The sequence below is a fragment of the Pseudomonas sp. GW460-LB5 genome, assembly GCF_059423245.1.
The window spans coordinates 17,489-37,581 of the sequence record NZ_JBWKXT010000018.1 but is presented as its reverse complement, the minus strand read 5'-3'; the positions used below and the strand labels follow the sequence as shown (position 1 = coordinate 37,581).

17 protein-coding genes are annotated in these 20,093 nt (G+C 60.1%); all 17 read left to right on the top strand.

Going from position 1 to position 20,093, the window contains the following annotated elements:
* Positions 1–6: 6 nt before the first annotated feature.
* Positions 7–1,569 (top strand): flagellar hook-associated protein 3, encoded by a 1,563-nt coding sequence (locus tag AC07XM_RS13275; protein WP_102690350.1) that lies wholly within the window; start codon positions 7–9, stop codon positions 1,567–1,569.
* Positions 1,570–1,973: 404 nt separating this feature from the next.
* Complete coding sequence (locus tag AC07XM_RS13270) at positions 1,974–2,903, top strand: ketoacyl-ACP synthase III (protein ID WP_016488455.1); 930 nt, start codon at positions 1,974–1,976, stop codon at positions 2,901–2,903.
* A 399-nt stretch (positions 2,904–3,302) separates the two neighbouring features.
* Positions 3,303–4,745 carry a flagellin N-terminal helical domain-containing protein gene (locus tag AC07XM_RS13265; RefSeq protein ID WP_016488454.1) on the top strand — a complete coding sequence of 481 codons (1,443 nt, stop codon included), beginning with the start codon at positions 3,303–3,305 and terminating at the stop codon, positions 4,743–4,745.
* 76 nt (positions 4,746–4,821) lie between these two features.
* Positions 4,822–5,172: a flagellar protein FlaG gene (locus tag AC07XM_RS13260; RefSeq protein WP_016488453.1), complete on the top strand. Its 351-nt coding sequence runs from the start codon at positions 4,822–4,824 to the stop codon at positions 5,170–5,172.
* Between the two features lie 83 nt (positions 5,173–5,255).
* The gene (gene fliD / locus AC07XM_RS13255) at positions 5,256–6,644 is read left to right on the top strand and encodes a flagellar filament capping protein FliD (protein ID WP_016488452.1); all 1,389 of its coding nucleotides are present in this window, start codon (positions 5,256–5,258) and stop codon (positions 6,642–6,644) included.
* A 127-nt stretch (positions 6,645–6,771) separates the two neighbouring features.
* Positions 6,772–7,173 (top strand): flagellar export chaperone FliS, encoded by a 402-nt coding sequence (gene fliS, locus AC07XM_RS13250; protein WP_016488451.1) that lies wholly within the window; start codon positions 6,772–6,774, stop codon positions 7,171–7,173.
* Between the two features lie 16 nt (positions 7,174–7,189).
* Entirely contained in the window at positions 7,190–7,483 is a 294-nt protein-coding gene (gene fliT / locus AC07XM_RS13245; RefSeq protein WP_024717756.1) for a flagellar protein FliT, read from the top strand.
* 168 nt (positions 7,484–7,651) lie between these two features.
* On the top strand, positions 7,652–9,127 hold the full coding sequence (gene fleQ, locus AC07XM_RS13240) for a transcriptional regulator FleQ (RefSeq protein ID WP_016488449.1): 1,476 nt from the start codon (positions 7,652–7,654) through the stop codon (positions 9,125–9,127).
* 406 nt (positions 9,128–9,533) lie between these two features.
* Positions 9,534–10,304 carry a glucose-1-phosphate cytidylyltransferase gene (gene rfbF / locus AC07XM_RS13235; RefSeq protein WP_102688985.1) on the top strand — a complete coding sequence of 257 codons (771 nt, stop codon included), beginning with the start codon at positions 9,534–9,536 and terminating at the stop codon, positions 10,302–10,304.
* Positions 10,295–11,362 (top strand): CDP-glucose 4,6-dehydratase, encoded by a 1,068-nt coding sequence (gene rfbG / locus AC07XM_RS13230; protein WP_096426596.1) that lies wholly within the window; start codon positions 10,295–10,297, stop codon positions 11,360–11,362. Before rfbF ends, rfbG begins: the two co-directional genes overlap by 10 nt.
* On the top strand, positions 11,355–12,680 hold the full coding sequence (gene rfbH / locus AC07XM_RS13225; protein WP_102688984.1) for a lipopolysaccharide biosynthesis protein RfbH: 1,326 nt from the start codon (positions 11,355–11,357) through the stop codon (positions 12,678–12,680). The genes rfbG and rfbH overlap by 8 nt, the downstream gene beginning before the upstream one ends.
* Positions 12,680–14,209: an N-acetylneuraminate synthase family protein gene (locus AC07XM_RS13220; RefSeq protein WP_016488445.1), complete on the top strand. Its 1,530-nt coding sequence runs from the start codon at positions 12,680–12,682 to the stop codon at positions 14,207–14,209. Before rfbH ends, AC07XM_RS13220 begins: the two co-directional genes overlap by 1 nt.
* Position 14,210: 1 nt before the next feature.
* Positions 14,211–16,040, top strand: a complete 1,830-nt coding sequence (locus tag AC07XM_RS13215) for a thiamine pyrophosphate-binding protein (RefSeq protein ID WP_016488444.1) — start codon at positions 14,211–14,213, stop codon at positions 16,038–16,040.
* Entirely contained in the window at positions 16,040–16,675 is a 636-nt protein-coding gene (locus AC07XM_RS13210) for an HAD family hydrolase (protein WP_016488443.1), read from the top strand. The genes AC07XM_RS13215 and AC07XM_RS13210 overlap by 1 nt, the downstream gene beginning before the upstream one ends.
* 47 nt (positions 16,676–16,722) lie before the next feature.
* Positions 16,723–17,706: a class I SAM-dependent methyltransferase gene (locus AC07XM_RS13205; protein ID WP_256596922.1), complete on the top strand. Its 984-nt coding sequence runs from the start codon at positions 16,723–16,725 to the stop codon at positions 17,704–17,706.
* On the top strand, positions 17,657–18,736 hold the full coding sequence (locus AC07XM_RS13200; RefSeq protein WP_232896375.1) for an NAD-dependent epimerase/dehydratase family protein: 1,080 nt from the start codon (positions 17,657–17,659) through the stop codon (positions 18,734–18,736). The genes AC07XM_RS13205 and AC07XM_RS13200 overlap by 50 nt, the downstream gene beginning before the upstream one ends.
* Complete coding sequence (locus AC07XM_RS13195; RefSeq protein WP_023047010.1) at positions 18,733–20,076, top strand: polysaccharide pyruvyl transferase family protein; 1,344 nt, start codon at positions 18,733–18,735, stop codon at positions 20,074–20,076. Before AC07XM_RS13200 ends, AC07XM_RS13195 begins: the two co-directional genes overlap by 4 nt.
* Positions 20,077–20,093: the final 17 nt, after the last annotated feature.

Sequence of the window (20,093 nt, the reverse complement as noted above, 5' to 3'; positions counted from 1 at the left end):
ACTCTCGTGCGTATTTCCACTGCTCAGTTCTATGAGGCCAGCGCCAGTAGCTACTCCAAGAACTTCTCCACCATGAACAAGACCAACGATCAGGTCACGTCGGGTATCCGTATCCAGACGGCCGCCGATGACCCGGTCGGCGCGGCGGGACTGCTGCTGCTGCAACAGCAGCAGTCGCTGCTGGACCAGTACAGCGGCAACATCAACACGGTGAGCAACGCCCTGCTGCAGGAGGAGAGCGTGCTCTCCACCATCAACGACACCATGCAGCGCGCCAGCGAGCTGGCGATCCGTGCTGGCGGCCCTGGGGTTACCGACTCTGACCGTGTGGCCATCAGTACCGAGCTGAAAGAGATCGAGGCCAACATCTTTGGCCTGCTCAACTCGCGCGATGCCAACGGCGACTACATGTTCGGCGGCTCCAAGAGCACCACGCCACCCTATGTGCGCAACTCCGATGGCACCTACAGCTATCACGGTGACCAGACCCAGCTGAGTCTGCAGGTCTCCGACACCCTGAATCTGGCCACCAACGACACCGGCTTCACCATCTTTGATTCCGCCAGCAACAAGAGCCGCACGCAGTCGACCCTGGTGGTACCGGCAACTGACGATGGCGTTGTCGGGGTATCGTCTGGCCTGATGACCTCAAGTACCACCTACAACAACAGCTTTACTGCCGGCCAGCCGTACAAGCTGACCTTCACCAGCGCGACCCAGTACACCATCACCGATGCAAGTGGCAGGGACATCACGTCTGAAACCGCCACCAACGGTACCTTCGACAGCAAGACCGAGGGCGCCAACAGCATTGCCCTGCGTGGCGTCGAGTTTGAAATCACCGTTACCGTGGAGGAGGGCGCCGACGCCGACGCCGCGGTGGCAGGGCGCGAGTTTTCCCTGGCGGCGCGCCCGGACTCGTTCAACACCACCCGCAACGCCAGCAACACCTCCAGCGCCCAGATCACCAGCAGCACGGTGACCGACCAAGCGGCGTATCGCAGCACCTTCCCCAGCAACGGGGCTGTGATCAAGTTCACCGGGCCCGGCGCCTACGAGCTCTACGCCCAGCCGCTGACGGCTGACAGCAAGGCCGTGGCCACGGGTACCTACACCGCGCCAGCCTTGACGGTGGCAGGTGTGACCTACCAGGTAACCGGTTCGCCGGAGGCGGGTGACCAGTTTGCGGTCACCGCCAATACGCACCAGAACCAGAATGTTCTGGAAACCCTCAGCCAGCTGCGTGCTGCGCTGGATACGCCGGTAACGGGAGTAGGCCAGGCCAATGCGCTGAAGGATGCAGCGGCCTCGGCGATCGCCAACCTGGCCAGTGCCCGTGAGCAGGTCGATATCACCCGTGGTTCGATCGGCGCCCGTGGCAACTCGCTGGAGATCCAGCGCCAGGAGAACACCAGCCTGGGCCTGGCCAACAAGACCACCCAGAACGCCATCGGCAACACCGACATGTCGCAGGCGGCCATCACCCTGACCTTGCAGCAGGCCATGCTGGAGGCGTCACAACTGGCCTTCTCGCGCATTTCGCAACTGAGCCTGTTCAACAAGCTCTGATCTGTCTTGCTGCTCCATCAGGCTGGGAATGCCCTGTGGGAGCGGCCTTGTGCCGCGAAAGGGCTGCGAAAGCAGCCTTGGCATTCTGCATTAACGCTGAGATCGCCGGGGCCGCTTTGCGGCCCTTTCGCGGCACAAGGCCGCTCCTGCAGGGATTTGTGCCCGCCTGGTCATTCCCCGAATTCCCCAGTCTCCACGCCCTCGCCACGGCTTTCGTAGCATTTCAATGTGACCAATGAGTCAAAACGATCATCTTCCCTGTATTCTATGCAGCAGCTGTTGCAGCATTTTGTTACCGGTGCGCAGGTGAGCTCTGCCTTCAACCCCTGGCGGTGACGCCCCGGTATTTGGCGCCCTCAATTCATCGAGTGGTGGTCTTTGGCTGTTTTCATTGGGAAGCCAGAATGATTGGCATCAAAAGCATCGCGAGTTACGTGCCTACCGCTGGCCTGGACAACTACGTCCAGGGTGCGAAGTTTGGCAAGGACGAAGAGTTCATGTTCGGCAAGATCGGCGCGTCGTTCCTGCCGCGCAAGGCCGAAGAGCAAGAAACCTCCGATCTGTGCGTAGAAGCCGCCCGGGCCCTGTTCGCCAGCAACCCTGACCTGGATCCGCAGTCGATCGATGCGCTGATCGTGGTCACCCAGAACGGTGACGAAGAAGGCCTGCCGCACACCGCAGCCATCGTCCAGAGCAAGCTCGGTCTCTCTACCCGCGTGGCGGCGTTCGACGTGTCGCTGGGCTGTTCCGGCTATGTGTATGGCCTGTATGCGATCAAAGGCTTCATGGAAGCTGCAGGGCTGAAAAACGGCCTGCTGATCACCGCCGACCCGTATTCGAAGATCGTCGACCCGGAAGACCGCAACACCACCATGTTGTTCGGCGATGCCGCCACAGCCACCTGGATGGGTGAAGGCGCCGTATGGAACCTGGGTCAGGCGCGCTTCGGCACTGACGGCTCCGGTGCCGAGCACCTGAAAGTGACCGACGGCAAATTCTTCATGAACGGCCGCCAGGTGTTCAACTTCGCGCTGGTCAAGGTGCCGGCGCACCTGCACGAGCTGCTGGATGCCAGCGGCCTGAAGTCGTCGGATATCGATGCGTTCTGCATTCACCAAGGCAGTGCGGCGATTGTCGACGCCGTGGCGCGGCGCTTCGAAGAGCAACACCCGGAGAAGTTCGTCAAGGACATGCTGGAAACCGGCAATACCGTGTCCTCCAGTGTGCCGCTGCTGCTGCAGAAGCACATGCTCGACGGCAGTTGGAAGCGTGTGGCGATCAGCGGCTTTGGCGTGGGTCTGTCGTGGGGCTCGGCCATCCTGTACCGCGACTGATCCCTCAGCAGTCCCCCGAAGCGCCCGGCGGCCACCGCCTGGCGCTTTTTTTTGCCTGCAAAATGCTGTGGCATGGCGCAGCTTCTGTGGGAGCGGGCATGCCCGCGAAGCAGGCGACTCGGTGTATGGCACCGGCTTTGCCGGTGTTCGCGGGCGCGCCCGCTCCCACAGGTGGAGGCTGGTAGGTGATGCTCAGTGTGCTTGGGAGTGGAATTTGACGCCAATAAAATGCCCTTAACCCCTTGATTTCTCGGGGCTGGCCCCATGCCAGCATTTTTTTTTCGAAAAACCCCTCAAGCATCCCGCGCACCCGACGATAACTATTACGAAGGTTCTCTAGGCCAGTCCGGCGGTTGCCAAGGCCGGAAGCCGCAGTACCCATCCAACGAGGATTTCGTCATGGCTTTAACTGTAAACACCAACATTGCGTCGATCACCACTCAGGGCAACCTGACCAAGGCTAGCAACGCTCAGACTACTTCGATGCAGCGTCTGTCCTCGGGTCTGCGTATCAACAGCGCTAAAGACGACGCTGCAGGCCTGCAGATCGCCAACCGTCTGACCAGCCAGATCAATGGCCTGGGCCAGGCTGTCAAGAACGCCAACGACGGTATCTCGATCGCCCAGACCGCTGAAGGTGCAATGCAGGCTTCGACCGACATCCTGCAGAAAATGCGTACCCTGGCCCTGTCCTCGGCTACTGGCTCCCTGAGCGCCGACGACCGTAAGTCGAACAACGACGAATACCAGGCTCTGACCGCTGAGCTGAACCGTATCTCGGAAACCACCACCTTCGGTGGCCAGAAGCTGCTGGACGGCTCCTACGGCACCAAGGCCATCCAGGTCGGCGCCAACGCCAACGAAACCATCAACCTGGCGCTGGACAACGTTTCGGCCAAGAGCATCGGCTCGCAGCAGATCAAGTCGGGCACTATCGCGCCGAGCGCTAGCGGCGTGGCAGCAGCAGATCTGGTTGTAACCGGCAACGGCCAATCCAAGACTGTCAGCTATGATGAAGGCGCTTCGGCCAAAGATATTGCTGCCAAACTCAATGGCGCAATCGGTGGCCTGACAGCCTCTGCCAGCACCGAAGTGAAAATGACCGTTGCAAGTGGTGCCGCAGCCACCCCTGCCAACTTCGAGCTGACCGTTGGTGGCAGCACCGTAAGCTTCATTGGTGTTACTGACACTGCGAGCCTGGCTGATCAATTGAAGTCCAACGCCGCCAAGCTGGGTATCAGCGTCAACTACGATGAATCGACCAAGAGCTTGTCGGTGAAGTCGGACACTGGTGAGAACCTGAAATTCACCTCCAAGGCTGGCGCTGATGCCATTTCTGTCGGTGCGCGGGATGGTAATGGTGATTTCCCGAACTCTCTGACCACGCTTTCCGCTACTGCTGATGACACATCGGTTGTAACTGGCCAGATTTCCCTGGACTCTGCCAAAGGTTACTCGGTAGCCGATGGTACAGTCGGTACTGGTGCTACCGACCTGTTCGGTTCAGCTTCCAAGTCTTCGGCCAAGACCACCATCGCCGACACCGATGTGACCGACGCCGTCAACGCCCAGAACGCCCTGGCCGTTATCGACAAGGCCATCGGTTCGATCGACAGCGTCCGTTCGGGCCTGGGTGCTACCCAGAACCGTCTGCAAACCACCGTCGACAACCTGCAGAACATCCAGAAGAACTCCACCGCTGCCCGCTCCACCGTGCAGGACGTGGACTTCGCTTCGGAAACTGCCGAGCTGACCAAGCAGCAGACTCTGCAGCAGGCTTCGACTGCGATCCTGTCGCAGGCTAACCAGCTGCCATCTTCGGTCCTGAAACTGCTCCAGTAATTCAGGCGCCTGAGTAAAGGGTGAAAGGGCGCGTTTACGTGCCCTTTCACCCTTTTTGACATGAGGAGTTCGAAACATGGACATGAGTGTCAAGCTGAGCCAGGTGTATCCGTCTGTGTTACCCCAGGCGCCAGTCGCTGACCGGGACCCGGTAGTGCCTGCCAAGGTGCAGGAGGCTGCTGCCCCCGATAGCCAGCCGCACTCGCGCGAAGACCTGGAGAAGGCGGTTGGCGAGATTCGTGATTTCGTCCAGTCGAGCCAGCGTCAGCTGGACTTTTCCATTGATGATTCCACGGGGCAGGTTGTGGTCAAGGTGATCGCCACCCAATCAGGTGAAGTGATTCGCCAGCTCCCGTCGGAAACGGCGCTGAAGCTTGCACAAAGCCTCAGTGAGGCCAGTAGCCTGCTGTTCGATGATCAGGCATAGGCTGGCATGATTTTTGTTGCTGCTGGCCCATTGATGGACTTATCCGCCAAGGATCCGGCAGCTACTGAACAAGGAGAGCAATGATGGCAGGTACAACAGTCAGCGGTATTGGCTCGGGCATTGATACCCAGGCGATCGTCGATTCCCTGGTGGCCGCGCAGAAGGCGCCCAAACAGGCGCAGATCAATACCCAAACGCTGAAGGCAACCACCACGTTGTCCTCTATCGGCAAGATTCAGTCGGCGCTGGATGCCTTCCGTGGCGCCTTGACCAACATGACCGACACCAACAGTTTCGGTGGCCTTAGCCTGAAGTCTTCGGATGAGAAGGTGGCGACCGTCACCATGGGTACCGGGGCTGCCAACGGTTCGTTCAAGTTGATTGTCGACAAGCTGGCGACTGCGTCGAAGGTGTCAACGAAGGTCTACGCAAATGGCGCGGGCTCTGTAGTCAACGCCACTGGCAGTCCGACCACGTTGACCATGACCCAGAATGGCAAGGCCTACGATCTGAGTGTTCCTGCTGGCGCAACGCTGCAGCAGGTGCGCGATAGCATCAACAGTCAGTTCAGTACGGCAGGCCTGAGCGCCAACGTACTGACCGACGCCACGGGTTCGCGTCTGATCATCACCTCGACCAAGATGGGTGACGGCTCCGACATCACCCTTTCGGGCAATTCGGGCATTGATACTGGCTATACCGTGGTCGACGAGCCGGCGGACGCCGAGTACACGCTTGACGGTATTGCCATGAAGTCCAAGACCAACGACATCACCGATGCCGTGAGTGGTCTGAACATCAAGTTGCTGGGTACTTCACCGAAAAACGCTACCAGTGGCGAGGTTACAGCCACTGTTCTCTCGCTGACTACCAGCTCCACTACTTTGAAGTCGGGCCTCAAGGGTTTCATCGATACCTACAACGCCCTGCTCAAAGTCATGAATGCCGAAACCAAGGTCACCAAAAACGCTGATGGCACAATGACGTCGGCGGCGCTGACCGGTGATGCCACGATGCGCACGTTGATGTCCTCCATTCGTGAAGAGCTCAATGCGGTGTCGGGCAACGGTACCTTGAAATCGCTCGCTGCCTTTGGCGTCACCTCTGCCCAGGATGGCGGTACGCTGAGCCTGGATGACAAGAAATGGGACAAGGTCGCCTCCACCAATGCGGCGGACCTGACCAGTATCTTCAATGGCAAGGATGGACTGTTGGCACGCCTGCAAAAGGTGACCGAACCGTTTGCCAAGGCCAGTACCGGTACTTTGGCCGAGCGCTCCAAGGTGCTGAGCGAAAGCCTGACCAAGCTCAAGACCGAGCAGGATACCCTGGACACCCGCATGGAAGCCCTGCAGAAGAGCCTGCAGGACAAGTACAACAACATGGATACCCTGGTCACCCAGCTGCGCCAGCAGCAGAGTTCCGTGCTGAGTACGCTAAACGCGCTGAACAAGTCGAGCAGTGACGATTAAACCGTGAACATTGCATGAAGTGCGGGCATGATGCCCGGCTTCATGTCATCGGCCGGTAAAGTTTTTCACCGTCTGCCCGATACAAGGAATATCTCTCCCTTAAGCCTGCCCGTCACGAGGTCGCAAGATGAATCCCATGAGAGCCCTTCGTCAGTACCAGAAGGTCAATTCCCATGCCCAGATTTCCGAAGCCACGCCGCACCGCCTGGTGCAGATGCTGATGGAAGGCGGCCTTGATCGCATGGCCCAGGCCAAGGGTGCCTTGGCGCGTGGCGACATCGCGGAAAAGGGCCTGATGCTCGGCAAGGCGATCGACATCATCATCGGCCTGCGCGATGGCTTGCAGCCTGAAAAGAGCGAAAACCCGGAATACGTCGAAAAACTAGACGCCCTTTATGTCTACATGACCAACCGCCTGATGCAGGCCAATGTCGATAACGATGCCGGCATTATCGACGAAGTTGCCCAGTTGCTGATCACCGTTAAAAGCGGTTGGGACGGCATTGCCGACGCCCAGCCTGCCAGCTGACGGCAAGGAGATTACCGTGACCGCACTGCAACGCCTCGATGACACCTGCGATGCCTTGGTTGGTGCCTTGGGTGAGCGTGACTGGGATGCCATTGCCAAGCTGGATGTGGCCTGCCGCGCGTGCATCGACGAGGTGCTGGAAACCCATGCGATGGACCAGGCGTTGCTGCGCGAGAAGCTGGAAGGGGTGCTGCTGGTCTACCGCAACCTGATCGAAGTGACAACCGGTGAGCGCCAGGCAATTGCCGAAGAGATGATGCAGATCAACCAAGCGAAAAATGCTTCGAAGGTTTACCATCTGTTCAGTTAAGATGCACACAACTTGACAAAAGGCGCCATAAATTTGACTGTGCGGGCCTTTTTGACTTTACTAGTGGCTGTTCTCGAATTTCAGACGTCCGAACACTGACCATTCAGTCGGAATGATGTCGAGCATGCCCCTGCAGGGCGCCGATATGACTAGGGAAGTTGCTATTGCATGTGGCGTGAAACCAAGATTCTGCTGATCGATGACGACAGCGCGCGCCGCCGCGACCTTGCGGTGGTGCTGAATTTTCTCGGCGAAGAGAACCTCGCTTGCTCGAGCCAGGATTGGCAGCAAGTGGTCGAGCCGTTGTCCTCGAGTCGTGAAGTGCTGTGCGTACTTGTCGGCGCTGTAGACGCTCCGGGTAATCTCCTGGGGCTCATTAAGACACTGGCTGGGTGGGATGAGTTCCTTCCAGTGATGCTTTTAGGTGAAATTTCTTCTGCGGAGTTCCCGGAAGACCTTCGCCGTCGTGTGCTGTCCAACCTGGAAATGCCGGCAAGCTACAGCCAGTTGCTGGACTCGCTGCACCGTGCCCAGGTCTATCGCGAGATGTACGACCAGGCGCGCGAGCGCGGCCGCCAGCGTGAGCCCAACCTGTTCCGCAGCCTGGTCGGCACCAGCCGTGCCATCCAGCACGTGCGGCAGATGATGCAGCAAGTGGCCGATACCGACGCCAGCGTGCTGATCCTGGGTGAGTCGGGCACCGGCAAGGAAGTGGTGGCGCGCAACCTGCATTACCACTCCAAGCGCCGTGAAGCGCCGTTCGTGCCGGTCAACTGTGGCGCGATCCCGGCCGAGCTGCTGGAAAGCGAACTGTTCGGGCACGAGAAGGGCGCCTTTACCGGGGCGATCACCAGCCGTGCCGGGCGTTTCGAGCTGGCCAATGGCGGTACCCTGTTCCTCGACGAAATCGGCGACATGCCATTGCCGATGCAGGTCAAGCTGCTGCGCGTGCTGCAGGAGCGTACCTTCGAGCGTGTGGGTAGCAATAAAACCCAGAGCATTGACGTGCGCATCATTGCTGCAACGCACAAAAACCTCGAGACCATGATCGAGGACGGCACCTTCCGTGAAGACCTGTACTACCGCCTGAACGTGTTTCCCATCGAGATGGCGCCGCTGCGTGAGCGGGTGGAAGACATCCCGTTGCTGATGAATGAACTGATTTCACGCATGGAGCACGAGAAGCGCGGTTCCATCCGCTTCAACTCCGCCTCGATCATGTCGCTGTGCCGCCACGGCTGGCCGGGGAACGTGCGCGAGCTGGCCAACCTGGTAGAGCGCATGGCGATCATGCACCCGTACGGGGTGATTGGCGTGTCCGAGCTGCCGAAAAAATTCCGCTACGTCGATGACGAAGACGAGCAGATGGTCGACAGCCTGCGCAGCGATCTGGAAGAGCGCGTGGCCATCAACGGTCACACGCCAAACTTCAGCAACCCTGCGATGCTGCCACCTGAAGGCCTGGACTTGAAGGACTACCTCGGTAGCCTGGAACAAGGCCTGATCCAGCAGGCGCTGGACGATGCCAGCGGTGTCGTTGCACGCGCGGCTGAACGTTTGCGTATTCGCCGGACCACCCTGGTCGAGAAGATGCGCAAGTACGGCATGAGCCGACAGGGCGGCGAGGACCAGGCGGAGGATTGACGCCGAGGTCTGGGTGTTCGCCTCGGCCTTTCTGGTGTCTGTGAGATCGAGCGCCGCCCGCGCGGCGCATCGCGAGCCGCGCTCGCTCCTACGTTTTTTTTCGGGCCAGTTATGCCTGTGACAGGCGCGCGCGGCCGCCTGGTGAGTACGACGCTATCTCGCGCCATGTGCCAAGGCATTCGCGCGCAAATCCCCCAGGAATAATTCGCCCGAAACAAACTTAGGAGCGAGCGCAGCTCGCGATGCGCGGCGCGGGCGGCGCTCGATTTGCGCCCCCTATAAATCTCCAGTCATGCATTGCGATTGCCACCCTAAAGCAGGCATGCGTTTTGCTTTGCCTAGCATAAAGGGCCCGGGGCCAGTTTTTTGTCGCCGCCCCCTCCGACCAATGCGGACCAACAGTACAATGAAAGCAGTCATTCTGGCCGGTGGGCTGGGCACACGCATCAGCGAAGAATCTCACCTGCGCCCCAAGCCGATGATCGAGATAGGCGGCAAGCCGATCATCTGGCACATCATGAAGATCTACTCGCACTACGGCATCAACGACTTCGTCATTTGCCTTGGCTACAAGGGCTACGTGATCAAGGAGTACTTCGCCAACTATTTCCTGCACATGTCGGACGTGACCTTCGATATGGCGGAAAACCGTATGGATATCCACAATCGCCACGCGGAGCCGTGGCGGGTGACGTTGGTGGACACCGGGGAAAACACCGCCACAGGTGGTCGTCTAAAGCGTGTTCGCGATTATGTCGGCAATGAAACCTTCTGCCTGACTTACGGCGATGGTGTGTCCGACGTCGATATCCCGCGCCTGGTCGATTTCCACCGCAAGCACGGCAAGATGGCCACGGTTACCGCCGTCCAACCGCCGGGCCGTTATGGCGCCCTGGATGTGCAGGGCGAGCAGGTGCGCGGCTTTCAGGAAAAGCCGGCGGGCGACGGTGGCTGGATCAACGGTGGCTTCTTCGTGCTTGAACCGGCTGCGCTCGAGTACATCGAAGGCGATGCTACCACCTGGGAAGACGAGCCCATGCGTCGCCTGGCCGAAGACGGCCAGCTCATGAGCCACCTGCACCGTGGCTTCTGGCAGCCGATGGATACCCTGCGTGATCGCACGTTGCTCGAAACACACTGGAAGAACGGCGAAGCAGCATGGCAGCTATGGCGTTGAGCCCGGCATTCTGGGCGGGCCGCCGAGTCCTGCTGACCGGGCACACTGGCTTCAAGGGTGGCTGGCTGGCTGTATGGTTGCGCCAGCTTGGCGCTGAGCTGCGTGGCTTGGCCTTGCCTGCCGCGACCACGCCATCGCTGTGGCAGGTTGCGCACTTGCAACAGCAGGTGCCCGGCGAGTTTGCCGATATTCGTGACGCCTCGGCCGTGGCCCGTGCCGTGCAGGCGTTCCAGCCCGAACTGGTGCTGCACCTGGCGGCTCAGCCACTGGTGCGCGAATCCTACCGGGCGCCGGCCGACACCTACGCCACCAACGTCATGGGCACGCTGAACCTGCTGGAGGCCGTGCGTGCCACGCCCTCGGTTCGTGCGGTGCTGGTGGTGACCACCGACAAGTGCTACGACAACCGCGAGTGGCCCTGGCCCTACCGCGAGCAGGATGCCCTGGGCGGCTTCGACCCCTATAGCAGTAGCAAGGCCTGTGTCGAACTGCTGTGCGCAAGCTACCGCGACGCTTTCCTGCGTTCCGCCGGCGTGGCCCTGGCCACGGCGCGCGCAGGCAACGTATTGGGTGGCGGGGACTGGTCTGCCGAGCGCCTGCTGCCGGATATCTTGCGCGCCTGGCAGGACGGTGAAGAAGTGGTCTTGCGCTATCCCCATGCCACGCGCCCCTGGCAGCACGTGCTAGACCCGCTGATGGGCTACCTGCAGCTGGCGCAGGGCTTGCTCACGGACGCCGAGCGGTACGCTACAGCCTGGAACTTCGGCCCGGACAGCGCAGGGCTGGCCACCGTCGGTGAAATCGTCCGGCGTCTTGCCCAGCGCTGGCCTGGCGAGGCGCGCTGGTCGGTTGCCGCCGATGCCCAGCCGCACGAAGCCGGTTTGCTGGCACTGGATTCCAGCAAGGCGCGGCAAGTGCTTGGCTGGTCACCGCGCTGGTCGCTGGATGACACCCTGAACCACACCCTGGACTGGCACCTGGCCTGGCGCGCAGGGCGTGACATGAACATCGTTACCCGCGAGCAGATCGCGGCTCACCAAGGCGGAACCCATGAGTGACAGTACGGCGCAGCAGTTGCGCCAACAGATTGCCGAACTGGTCGGGCGCTATGCCGAGCTGCAGATGGCACCCAAACCTTTCGTGGCGGGGCAGAGCAACGTGCCGCCTTCCGGCAAGGTGATTGGCGCCGGCGAGCTGCAGTCCATGACCGAAGCCGTGCTGGATGGCTGGTTGACCACCGGCCGCTTCAACGAGGCGTTCGAGAAGCGCCTGGCCAAGTACCTGGGGCGTCGCTGCGTACTCACCACCAACTCCGGCTCGTCGGCCAACCTGCTGGCGTTTTCCGCGCTGACCTCGCCGCGTCTCGGCGACCGTGCGATCAAGCCAGGTGACGAGGTGATCGGGGTTGCCGCCGGTTTCCCCACCACCGTCAACCCGATCCTGCAGTTTGGTGCGGTACCGGTGTTCGTCGATGTCGAGATGGGCACCTACAATATCGACCCCGCGCTGATCGAAGCGGCCATCGGCCCGAAGACCAAGGCCATCATGCTGGCCCATACGCTGGGCAACCCCTTCGACCTCAGCGTTGTGCGCGCCCTGTGCGACAAGTACGGCCTGTGGCTGATCGAAGACTGCTGCGATGCGCTGGGTTCCACCTACCAGGGCCGCATGGTTGGCGGCTTCGGCGATATCGGCACCCTCAGCTTCTACCCGGCGCACCACATCACCATGGGCGAGGGCGGTGCGGTGTTCACCGACTCGCCGTTGCTCAAGCGCATCATCGAGTCGTACCGCGACTGGGGCCGCGATTGCTACTGCGCACCGGGCGAGGACAACACTTGCAGCAAGCGCTTCTGCTGGCAAATGGGTGACCTGCCGCAAGGCTACGACCACAAGTACACCTACTCGCACCTGGGCTACAACCTGAAGATCACCGACATGCAGGCCGCCTGCGCGCTGGCGCAGATGGACCGGGTTGAAGATTTCGTTGCCGCGCGCAAGCGCAACTTCGCCTGGCTCAGCGACCGGCTGGCCGGTTGTGCGGACAAACTGATCCTGCCGCAGGCCACCCGCGAAAGCGACCCTTCCTGGTTCGGCTATCCGATCACCCTGCGCGATGGCTGCGGCATCAATCGCGTCGAGCTGGTGCGCTACCTGGATGAACAGGGCGTGGGCACGCGCTTGCTGTTTGCCGGCAACCTGACGCGCCAGCCCTACATGCAAGGGCTGAATTACCGTGTTTCCGGCGAGCTGTCGGTGACTGACAAGATCATGAACGACACGTTCTGGATCGGCCTCTGGCCGGGCTTGAGCGACGACCATCTGGAACATGCGGCCAGTCACATCGAAGCCTGGCTCAACCGAGGATCCCACTGATGAGCACAGCCCCTACCGCCAACGCGGGAACGTTGTTCGACAAACCGCTGTTCATTCTGGAAATGGCGAACAACCACATGGGCGATGTGGCGCATGGCGTGGCGCTGATTCGCGCCTTTGCCGAGGTGTGCAAGGCATTCCCGTTCCGCTTCGCTTTCAAGCTGCAATACCGTGATCTGGATACCTTCATTCATCCGGCCATGCGCGGCCGTGACGATGTCAAGTACATCAAGCGCTTCAGCGAGACGCGCCTGTCCCGTGAGCAGTTCGATAGCCTGGTGGCGGAAATCCGTGCCAACGGTTTCCTTTGCCTGTCCACGCCGTTCGATGAGGCATCGGTGGAGGTGATCGAGCAGCAGCAGCTGGATGCGATCAAGATCGCCAGTTGCTCGATGAGCGACTGGCCATTGCTGGAGCGTGTGGTGCAGACTCAGCATCCGCTGATCGTTTCCACTGCCGGTTCGACCCTGGAAGAGCTCGATCGCCTGGTCAGCTTCCTTGCCCACCGGGAAAAGAATTTCGCCATTCTGCATTGTGTAGGCGAGTACCCGACCGCCGATGCCAACATGCATCTGTCGCAGGTGGATTTTCTACGTCGGCGTTATCCGGGCGTGCGCGTGGGCTTTTCAACGCATGAGAACCCGGACAATACCGATATCGTCAAGATTGCACTGGCCAAGGGCGCGCGCATCTTCGAAAAGCACGTTGGTTTGCCCACCGAGCAGTTCCCTCTCAACGCCTATTCGGCAAGCCCTGAGCAGGTTCGACGCTGGCTGGAAGCCGCGCAGTATGCCTTGCTGCTCTGCGGTGAAGGCGAGCAGCGCTTGCCGGTAAACGAGAGTGAAGTCGCCAGCCTGCGCTCCCTGCGTCGTGGTGTATTTGCGCGCAGGGCCATTGCCGCAGGCGAGGTAGTACAGGCTGACGATGTGTATTTCGCTTTCCCGCCGCAGGACGGGCAGATCACTGCCAACGACTGGTCGAAATACGCCACCTTTACTGCCCAGGCGGACATTCCCGAGCATGCAGCGCTGAGCACACAGAACAGCACGCGGCGCGATGTGCGTGACAAGGTCTGGGAGATCGTCCAGCGCGTTCGCGCCCAGCTGAGCAGCAGCCACGTGGTGGTGCCGGGCCGGGTCGATCTGGAAATATCCCACCACTATGGTCTGGACCATTTCGACGAGATCGGTTTGACCATGCTCACCGTGGTCAACCGGGGTTACTGCAAGAAACTGCTGATGCTCCTGCCGGGTCAGCAGCACCCGGAGCAATATCACCAGCGCAAGGAAGAAACCTTCCACGTCCTGCATGGCGAGCTGACGCTGCAGCTGGACGGTGTGAATCGTGCCTGCCGTCCGGGGGATGTGGTCACCGTCGAGCCGGGTGTTCGCCATGCCTTCCACAGTCAGGAAGGGGCAATCATCGAAGAGCTGTCTTCCACGCATTTCAGCAATGATTCGTTCTATACCGACGAAGCGATCAATGCCAATCGCGACCGTAAAACCCTCTTGAGCTATTGGATGGACTGACGTGCCAAGCCCTTATCGTGTTGCCGACTACATTGCTGACTTCATCGCCGATCTGGGCGTGGAGCATGTCTTCCTGTTGCCAGGCGGAGGTGCCATGCACCTCAACGACGCAGTCGGCAAGCACCCCGGCCTGGAGGTAGTGGCCTGCCACCATGAGCAGGCTGCCGCGATTGCTGCCGAAGCCTACTGCCGCATCAACGAGAATATCGGTGTGGCCATGGTCACAACCGGGCCGGGTGCGACCAATGCCGTGACTGCCGTCGCTGGCGCCTGGATCGAGTCGGTGCCGTTGCTGGTTATCTCCGGCCAGGTCAAGCGTGCCGACCTGTTGCGTGGTGCGCCACTGCGGCAGAAGGGCGTGCAGGAAGTGGATATCGTCAGCGTGGTCGAGCCGATCACCAAGTACGCGGTAACCATCCAGCAGCCAGAAGACATTCGCCGAGCGTTGGAGCGGGCTGTCTTTGTGGCACGAGATGGCCGTGCCGGCCCGGTATGGATTGATGTACCGCTGGACGTGCAGGGCGCGCCGATTGATCCCGACAACCTGGTGGGTTGGGACGAGGCCGCTGCACCTGTTGCAGCGCTGGAGGCGCAAACGCTGACGCAGATCCGCAGCTTGCTTGAGGGGGCCCAGAGACCGCTGATCCTCGCCGGCCATGGCGTTCGCTTGAGCGGAGCGGCAGCAGCTTTTCGTGATCTGATCGAATCCATGGGCGTGCCGCTGGTGACGACCTGGAATGCAATGGACCTGCTGCCTCATGAGCACCCGTTGTATGTGGGGCGGCCAGGTGTGGTTGCACTGCGTGCGCCGAACTTCGCGGTACAGAATGCCGACCTGCTGATCACCCTCGGCTGTCGTCTGGACAACATCATCACTGCCTATGCTCCACGCGACTTTGCCCGCAATGCACGCAAGGTCGTCGTGGATGTGGATGCCAACGAGATCGCCAAGCTCGACATGGATATCGATGTCGCCGTTACCAGCGACGCCGCCAGCTTTGTCGACACACTGGCTGCCTCTCTGAAAGGCGCTTCGTTCAGCCGTCCACAATGGTTGGAGCGTTGCCGCGACTGGAAGTCACGCTATGGCGTCAACGACGGCAAGCCCTTCGCCGCCAGCGGGCCGATCAGCCACTTCCAGTTTGCTGACTCGCTTTCCAATGCAGTGCCGGAAAATACCTTGGTCAGCACCGGCAGCTCCGGGCTGGCGGTCGAAGTGTTTTACACCGTATTCCGCAATCGTCCAGGCCAGCGTGTGTTCCTGACCTCGGGTCTGGGTGCGATGGGTTACGGCCTGCCAGCTGCGATTGGTGCTTGCTTCGCCAACGGCTGCAAGCCGATGGTGGCGGTGGAGAGCGATGGCAGCCTGCAATTGAATATCCAGGAGCTGGCCACGCTACGCGGTTTCAACCTGCCGATCTGCCTGGTGGTGATGAACAACGGCGGTTATGCCTCGATCCGCAATACCCAGCGCAACTACTTCGAAAGCCGCTATGTGGGCACAGGCCCTGAAGCTGGCTTGTGGATGCCGGACCTGGAAGAACTGGCGCGTGCCTACCATTTGCCGTTCAAGCGTATCAGCGATGCCGCCGAATTGGATCAGGGCCTGGCCGAGGCGATGCAAATGCCGCGGCCGATGATTCTGGAAGTACTGTTGATGAAAGATGAGGCATTGAGCCCGAAAGTCGCCGCGATTCCGCAGGCCGATGGTTCGATGACCTCCATGCCGCTTGAGGATATGTCGCCCTTGCTGCCGCTGGCAGTACTGGAGGAAGAAATGGCTGGCAACATCGCCCCGGTATCGCGCCAGGTTCGGCAGCAGGTCAAGTGATGAAGCGCCACGTCCTGTTCGACTTCGACGGCACCTTGGTTGACTCCGCGCCGGCCATTCTGGCCTGCTTTGCCCGTGTGCTGAAGGCACACGGCCTGCACGCCATGTGCCCGATAGACGCCAGCCTGATCGGGCCGCCTTTGCGCCAAACGCTGGCGACACTCAGCGGTAGTAGCGACGCAGCATTGCTGGATGCCCTGAGCGCTTCGTTCAAGGACATCTACGACGCCGAAGCCTGCCTGGAAACGGCCGCTTATGAAGGGTGCCAGGCGGCCTTGGAACAGCTGCGCGCGCAGGGCTTCAATCTGTCGATCGCGACCAATAAACGGCTGCTGCCAACCCAGCGCATCATTGCGGCATTGGGGTGGCAAGGGCTGTTCAGCGAAGTGTATGCCAGTGACTCCTACCCTGGTCGCTATTCAGACAAGAGCGGCATGATCGCTGCCTTGCTGGAAGACGGCGGCATTGCAGCGCAATCGGCCATCTACATTGGCGATACTGTAGCGGATGGTCGCGCAGCGGCTGCCAATGGTGTCGAGTTCTGGCCAGTAGTTTGGGGCTATGGCCAGTTTGCCAGCGATGAGCAGCCGTTGCCTTCGCCGCAACAACTGTTGGAACGCCTGGTACGCGCATGATGACAACCACTACAGCCAGTGCATGCCCCTGCTGCGGATCCATCGAGATGCTGTTGCCCAGCCCGGAGTACACACCTTGCCGGCTGTGTGGCCATCGTTGGCGGATGCCGTTGGACCAGGCGGGCTACTATGAGACGTTGGTTGCACGTAACGATCTGAACACACCCTGGTTCAAGCGCAAGATGCGTGAACGCGTCGCTGCGGTATCTGACCTGCTGAAGACGGGTAAGGAGCGCGTGCTCGAAGTCGGCTGTGCGGAGGGTGAGCTTGGGCGCGAGATCAAGGCGCGCTTTGCCGTCAGCTATGAGGGTGTGGAGTTGTCGCAAGACAGGGTGCTGGCCGAGCAGAAGCTTGACCGCGTCTTCCATACGCCGACCAGTCAGATCGAGGCAGCGCCGTACCAGTTGATCGTGTCCTTTCATGTGCTGGAGCACATCGCCCGACCCGAGCAGGAGCTTGCGGCCTGGTCGAGTCTTCTTGGTGCGGACGGGCGTGTGCTGATCGAGGTACCGAACCAGGCCGGGCATCCACTGCTGGCCAGTGATCGCAATCTTGAGCACTTGCACCAGTTCACCCCGGCTTCGCTGACCCTGCTACTTGCACGTTGCGGGTTTAGCTGTGATGGGGTGTCCGTGGGGCATTACGAATCACCGGTCTACTCGGACTCGATCCGCATCGTCGCCCGCCTGCAACCTGGGGCAGAGCGCCGCGAGCAGCTGCTGCTGCAGCGTTTTCGTGAAAGAACCGGTGGCCCGTTCCTGGTGTACGGAATTGGCGGCGACTACCTCAATTACCTGGCACCGTTAGCCGAGTCGCTGGATATTCACGCCTTGCTGGACTCATCCGAAGCGAAATGGGGGCAACGCCTGGGTAAACACGTGGTGTGTGCCTACGACCCGCAAGCGCATGCGGAATTACCCATCGTCATCTGCTCCATCCGCTTCGCCGCAGAAATCCGTCAGCACCTGCTCAACCTCGGGATTGCAGCGCAGCGTATCATCGGTCTGGACAGCATTTATGAAGACGCCTGATTCCATTCTTGCGGGGGATTTGAGCGGTATGCTCGCCGCCCCGTTGCCTTGGGAGGCCCTGTACGGTCGTCACATCCTGGTCACTGGGGCCTCGGGTTTTATCGGTGGGCACGTAGTCGAGGCCCTGGCCTGGCTCAATCGCCTTCAGCCCCAGGCGAACCTGCAGGTGTATGCCTTGGCTCGGGACCTGGAAAAACTGCGTCAACGCATGCCCTGGCTGGATATGCCTGGTGAAGTGACGCCCCTGATCCAGGATGTCACCCAGCCCTGTGGCCTTGCTGCACCACTGGATTTCATCATCCATGCCGCCAGCCCTGCCAGCCCCAAGGACTATCTGCAGCGGCCGGTCGATACGATTCGCGCCAATACCGATGGCACCCGGGCACTGCTTGAGCTGGCCCGGGACAAGCAGGCACGTGTTCTGTTTCTCAGCAGCGGTGCGGTGTACGGCGATAATCCCTGGCAAACCGATGCAATCGCGGAAGGTGATTTTGGCCGTGAAGACCCGTTGGCTCCTCGGGCCTGCTATGGCGAGAGCAAGCGGCTGGCTGAAACGCTGTGCCGGGCCTACCACACCCAGTACGGCGTGGATGCCAGGATTGCGAGGATTTCCCATTGCTATGGGCCGGGTATGCGTCTGGACGATGGCCGGGCGATTTCCGATCTGCTTGCCGATGTACTTCACAATCGGGATATCCAGCTGGATTCCGATGGAAGCGCCTCGCGTCCGTTCTGCTATGTCTCCGATACCGTGCTCGGGCTGTTCCACATCCTGTTCCGGGGCCAAGCGGGCCATGCCTACAACGTCGGTGAAACGCAGGAAACCAGTATCCTGGAATTGGCCGAAAAGTTGATTGCCTCAGCCGGTAAGGCTGGGCAGCTCAAAGTCAGGCCGAAGGCGCGCAGTGGTCCGGCGCCCGCCGTGCGAAGCGCCGGGCATTTCAATATCGACAAGATCCGCGCTTTGGGGTGGGTGCCACTCACATCTCTGGATGTGGGTCTAACCAGACTCTTGCAGGCCAATACATGAACGCTCCCGATTCGCGTCCGACTCTGATTGGTTACCTTCCCCCGCCTGAGGGGATTAAAAAGACAGGGGCCAATTACCAGTATCATTCCCAATTTATCAACATTGGGGATATTGTTTACGCCCATGCCGGCGCGCTGTTGACTTCGGGGCGCAATTTTGAGGCCTGGAACTTTCGGATGACCGCAGAAGAGGTCAATGAACGATTCTCCAAGGTGATATTTTTCATCCCTTGCAGGATTGCGCCGCCTCCGTATGACCAGGATGGTTATCCTTACGCCTACGTTACGGACTTTATCGAAAAACTGAAGATTCCTTTTTTCAGCCTTGGCGAATCCATTCAAGCCAGGGAGTACGATTATCAGCCTGGGTTCCACAAGCAGCTTTCGCCTGCGGTGGTCCGCTATCTGAATGTGATCGCTGATAGGTCGCCGGTGGTGGGGACGCGCGGTTATTATTCAGCGGATGTGCTGAATAGCCTCGGGATCAAGAATGCCGTTCCCTTAGGCTGCCCATCCCTCTACTTGAATGGCCCTGCGCTGCGCACGTCCTTGCTGGAGGTGCCGAGCAACCCTGAAAAGGTTGCGGTGTGCTACTCGAATTATCAGGGCAATCGGCATAGCCGGATCGACGACTTTCTTCGCCTTGCGAGTGAGCAGAATTATTACTATGTCGAGCAGGTCTTTGGCCTGCTTACGCAGGCACTCTATTACCCCGGGAAGGTCAGCGGGGCCGATATCCATGCGGCGCGGCGGTTCTATAAAGACTTGGCGCCTGTGCTTGCCTTGTTGAAACAAAAGCGCGTTCGCTACTTTACAAACTACAGCCTGTGGAAGGAATTCCTCGGGTCGATGGATTTTGTGTTCGGGGCCAGAATGCACGGTTTGACGCCGGCGATCCATGCCGGAAAACCTGCCGTTTTCATTGCGCACGATTCAAGGGTGCGGGAAATGTGCGAGTTCTTTTCACTGCCGTTTGTGGCGGAACATGAACTGCCCGCATCAATGGATATCAACTTCTTCTTGTCACGCTGTGACTACACCGCAACGCTTTCGCAGTATCAGGACACGTATGCGCGATTCGTTCAGACGCTGCGCGCGCTTGGGCTGGACGGCAATATCGATGCAGCGGGTTCGATTATTGACTGCTGGGAGCCCGCGCCTGACGTGCAGGTGGCCGGCGAGGAGCGAATCCCCCGTTACTCACCCGAAGAAATGTTTAACCTGGAGCAGCAACTTGCCATTTGCGCCGGGATTCCGGACGAGGCCTTTGTGAGGCTTGCCCAGATCCGTGATATTTCTCAAAGTTGGTACCGTTCTCGCCTCAATACACAGGCGGGCTAAGACCGCTTTTTTGGCCA

Coding starts and splice junctions, on each gene's coding strand:
- AC07XM_RS13270 (WP_016488455.1), top strand. CDS start 1,974: ATGATTGGCATCAAAAGCATCGCGAGTTACGTGCCTACCGCTGGCCTG.
- AC07XM_RS13265 (WP_016488454.1), top strand. CDS start 3,303: ATGGCTTTAACTGTAAACACCAACATTGCGTCGATCACCACTCAGGGC.
- AC07XM_RS13260 (WP_016488453.1), top strand. CDS start 4,822: ATGGACATGAGTGTCAAGCTGAGCCAGGTGTATCCGTCTGTGTTACCC.
- fliD (WP_016488452.1), top strand. CDS start 5,256: ATGGCAGGTACAACAGTCAGCGGTATTGGCTCGGGCATTGATACCCAG.
- fliS (WP_016488451.1), top strand. CDS start 6,772: ATGAATCCCATGAGAGCCCTTCGTCAGTACCAGAAGGTCAATTCCCAT.
- fleQ (WP_016488449.1), top strand. CDS start 7,652: ATGTGGCGTGAAACCAAGATTCTGCTGATCGATGACGACAGCGCGCGC.
- rfbF (WP_102688985.1), top strand. CDS start 9,534: ATGAAAGCAGTCATTCTGGCCGGTGGGCTGGGCACACGCATCAGCGAA.
- rfbG (WP_096426596.1), top strand. CDS start 10,295: ATGGCGTTGAGCCCGGCATTCTGGGCGGGCCGCCGAGTCCTGCTGACC.
- rfbH (WP_102688984.1), top strand. CDS start 11,355: ATGAGTGACAGTACGGCGCAGCAGTTGCGCCAACAGATTGCCGAACTG.
- AC07XM_RS13220 (WP_016488445.1), top strand. CDS start 12,680: ATGAGCACAGCCCCTACCGCCAACGCGGGAACGTTGTTCGACAAACCG.
- AC07XM_RS13210 (WP_016488443.1), top strand. CDS start 16,040: ATGAAGCGCCACGTCCTGTTCGACTTCGACGGCACCTTGGTTGACTCC.
- AC07XM_RS13205 (WP_256596922.1), top strand. CDS start 16,723: ATGCTGTTGCCCAGCCCGGAGTACACACCTTGCCGGCTGTGTGGCCAT.
- AC07XM_RS13195 (WP_023047010.1), top strand. CDS start 18,733: ATGAACGCTCCCGATTCGCGTCCGACTCTGATTGGTTACCTTCCCCCG.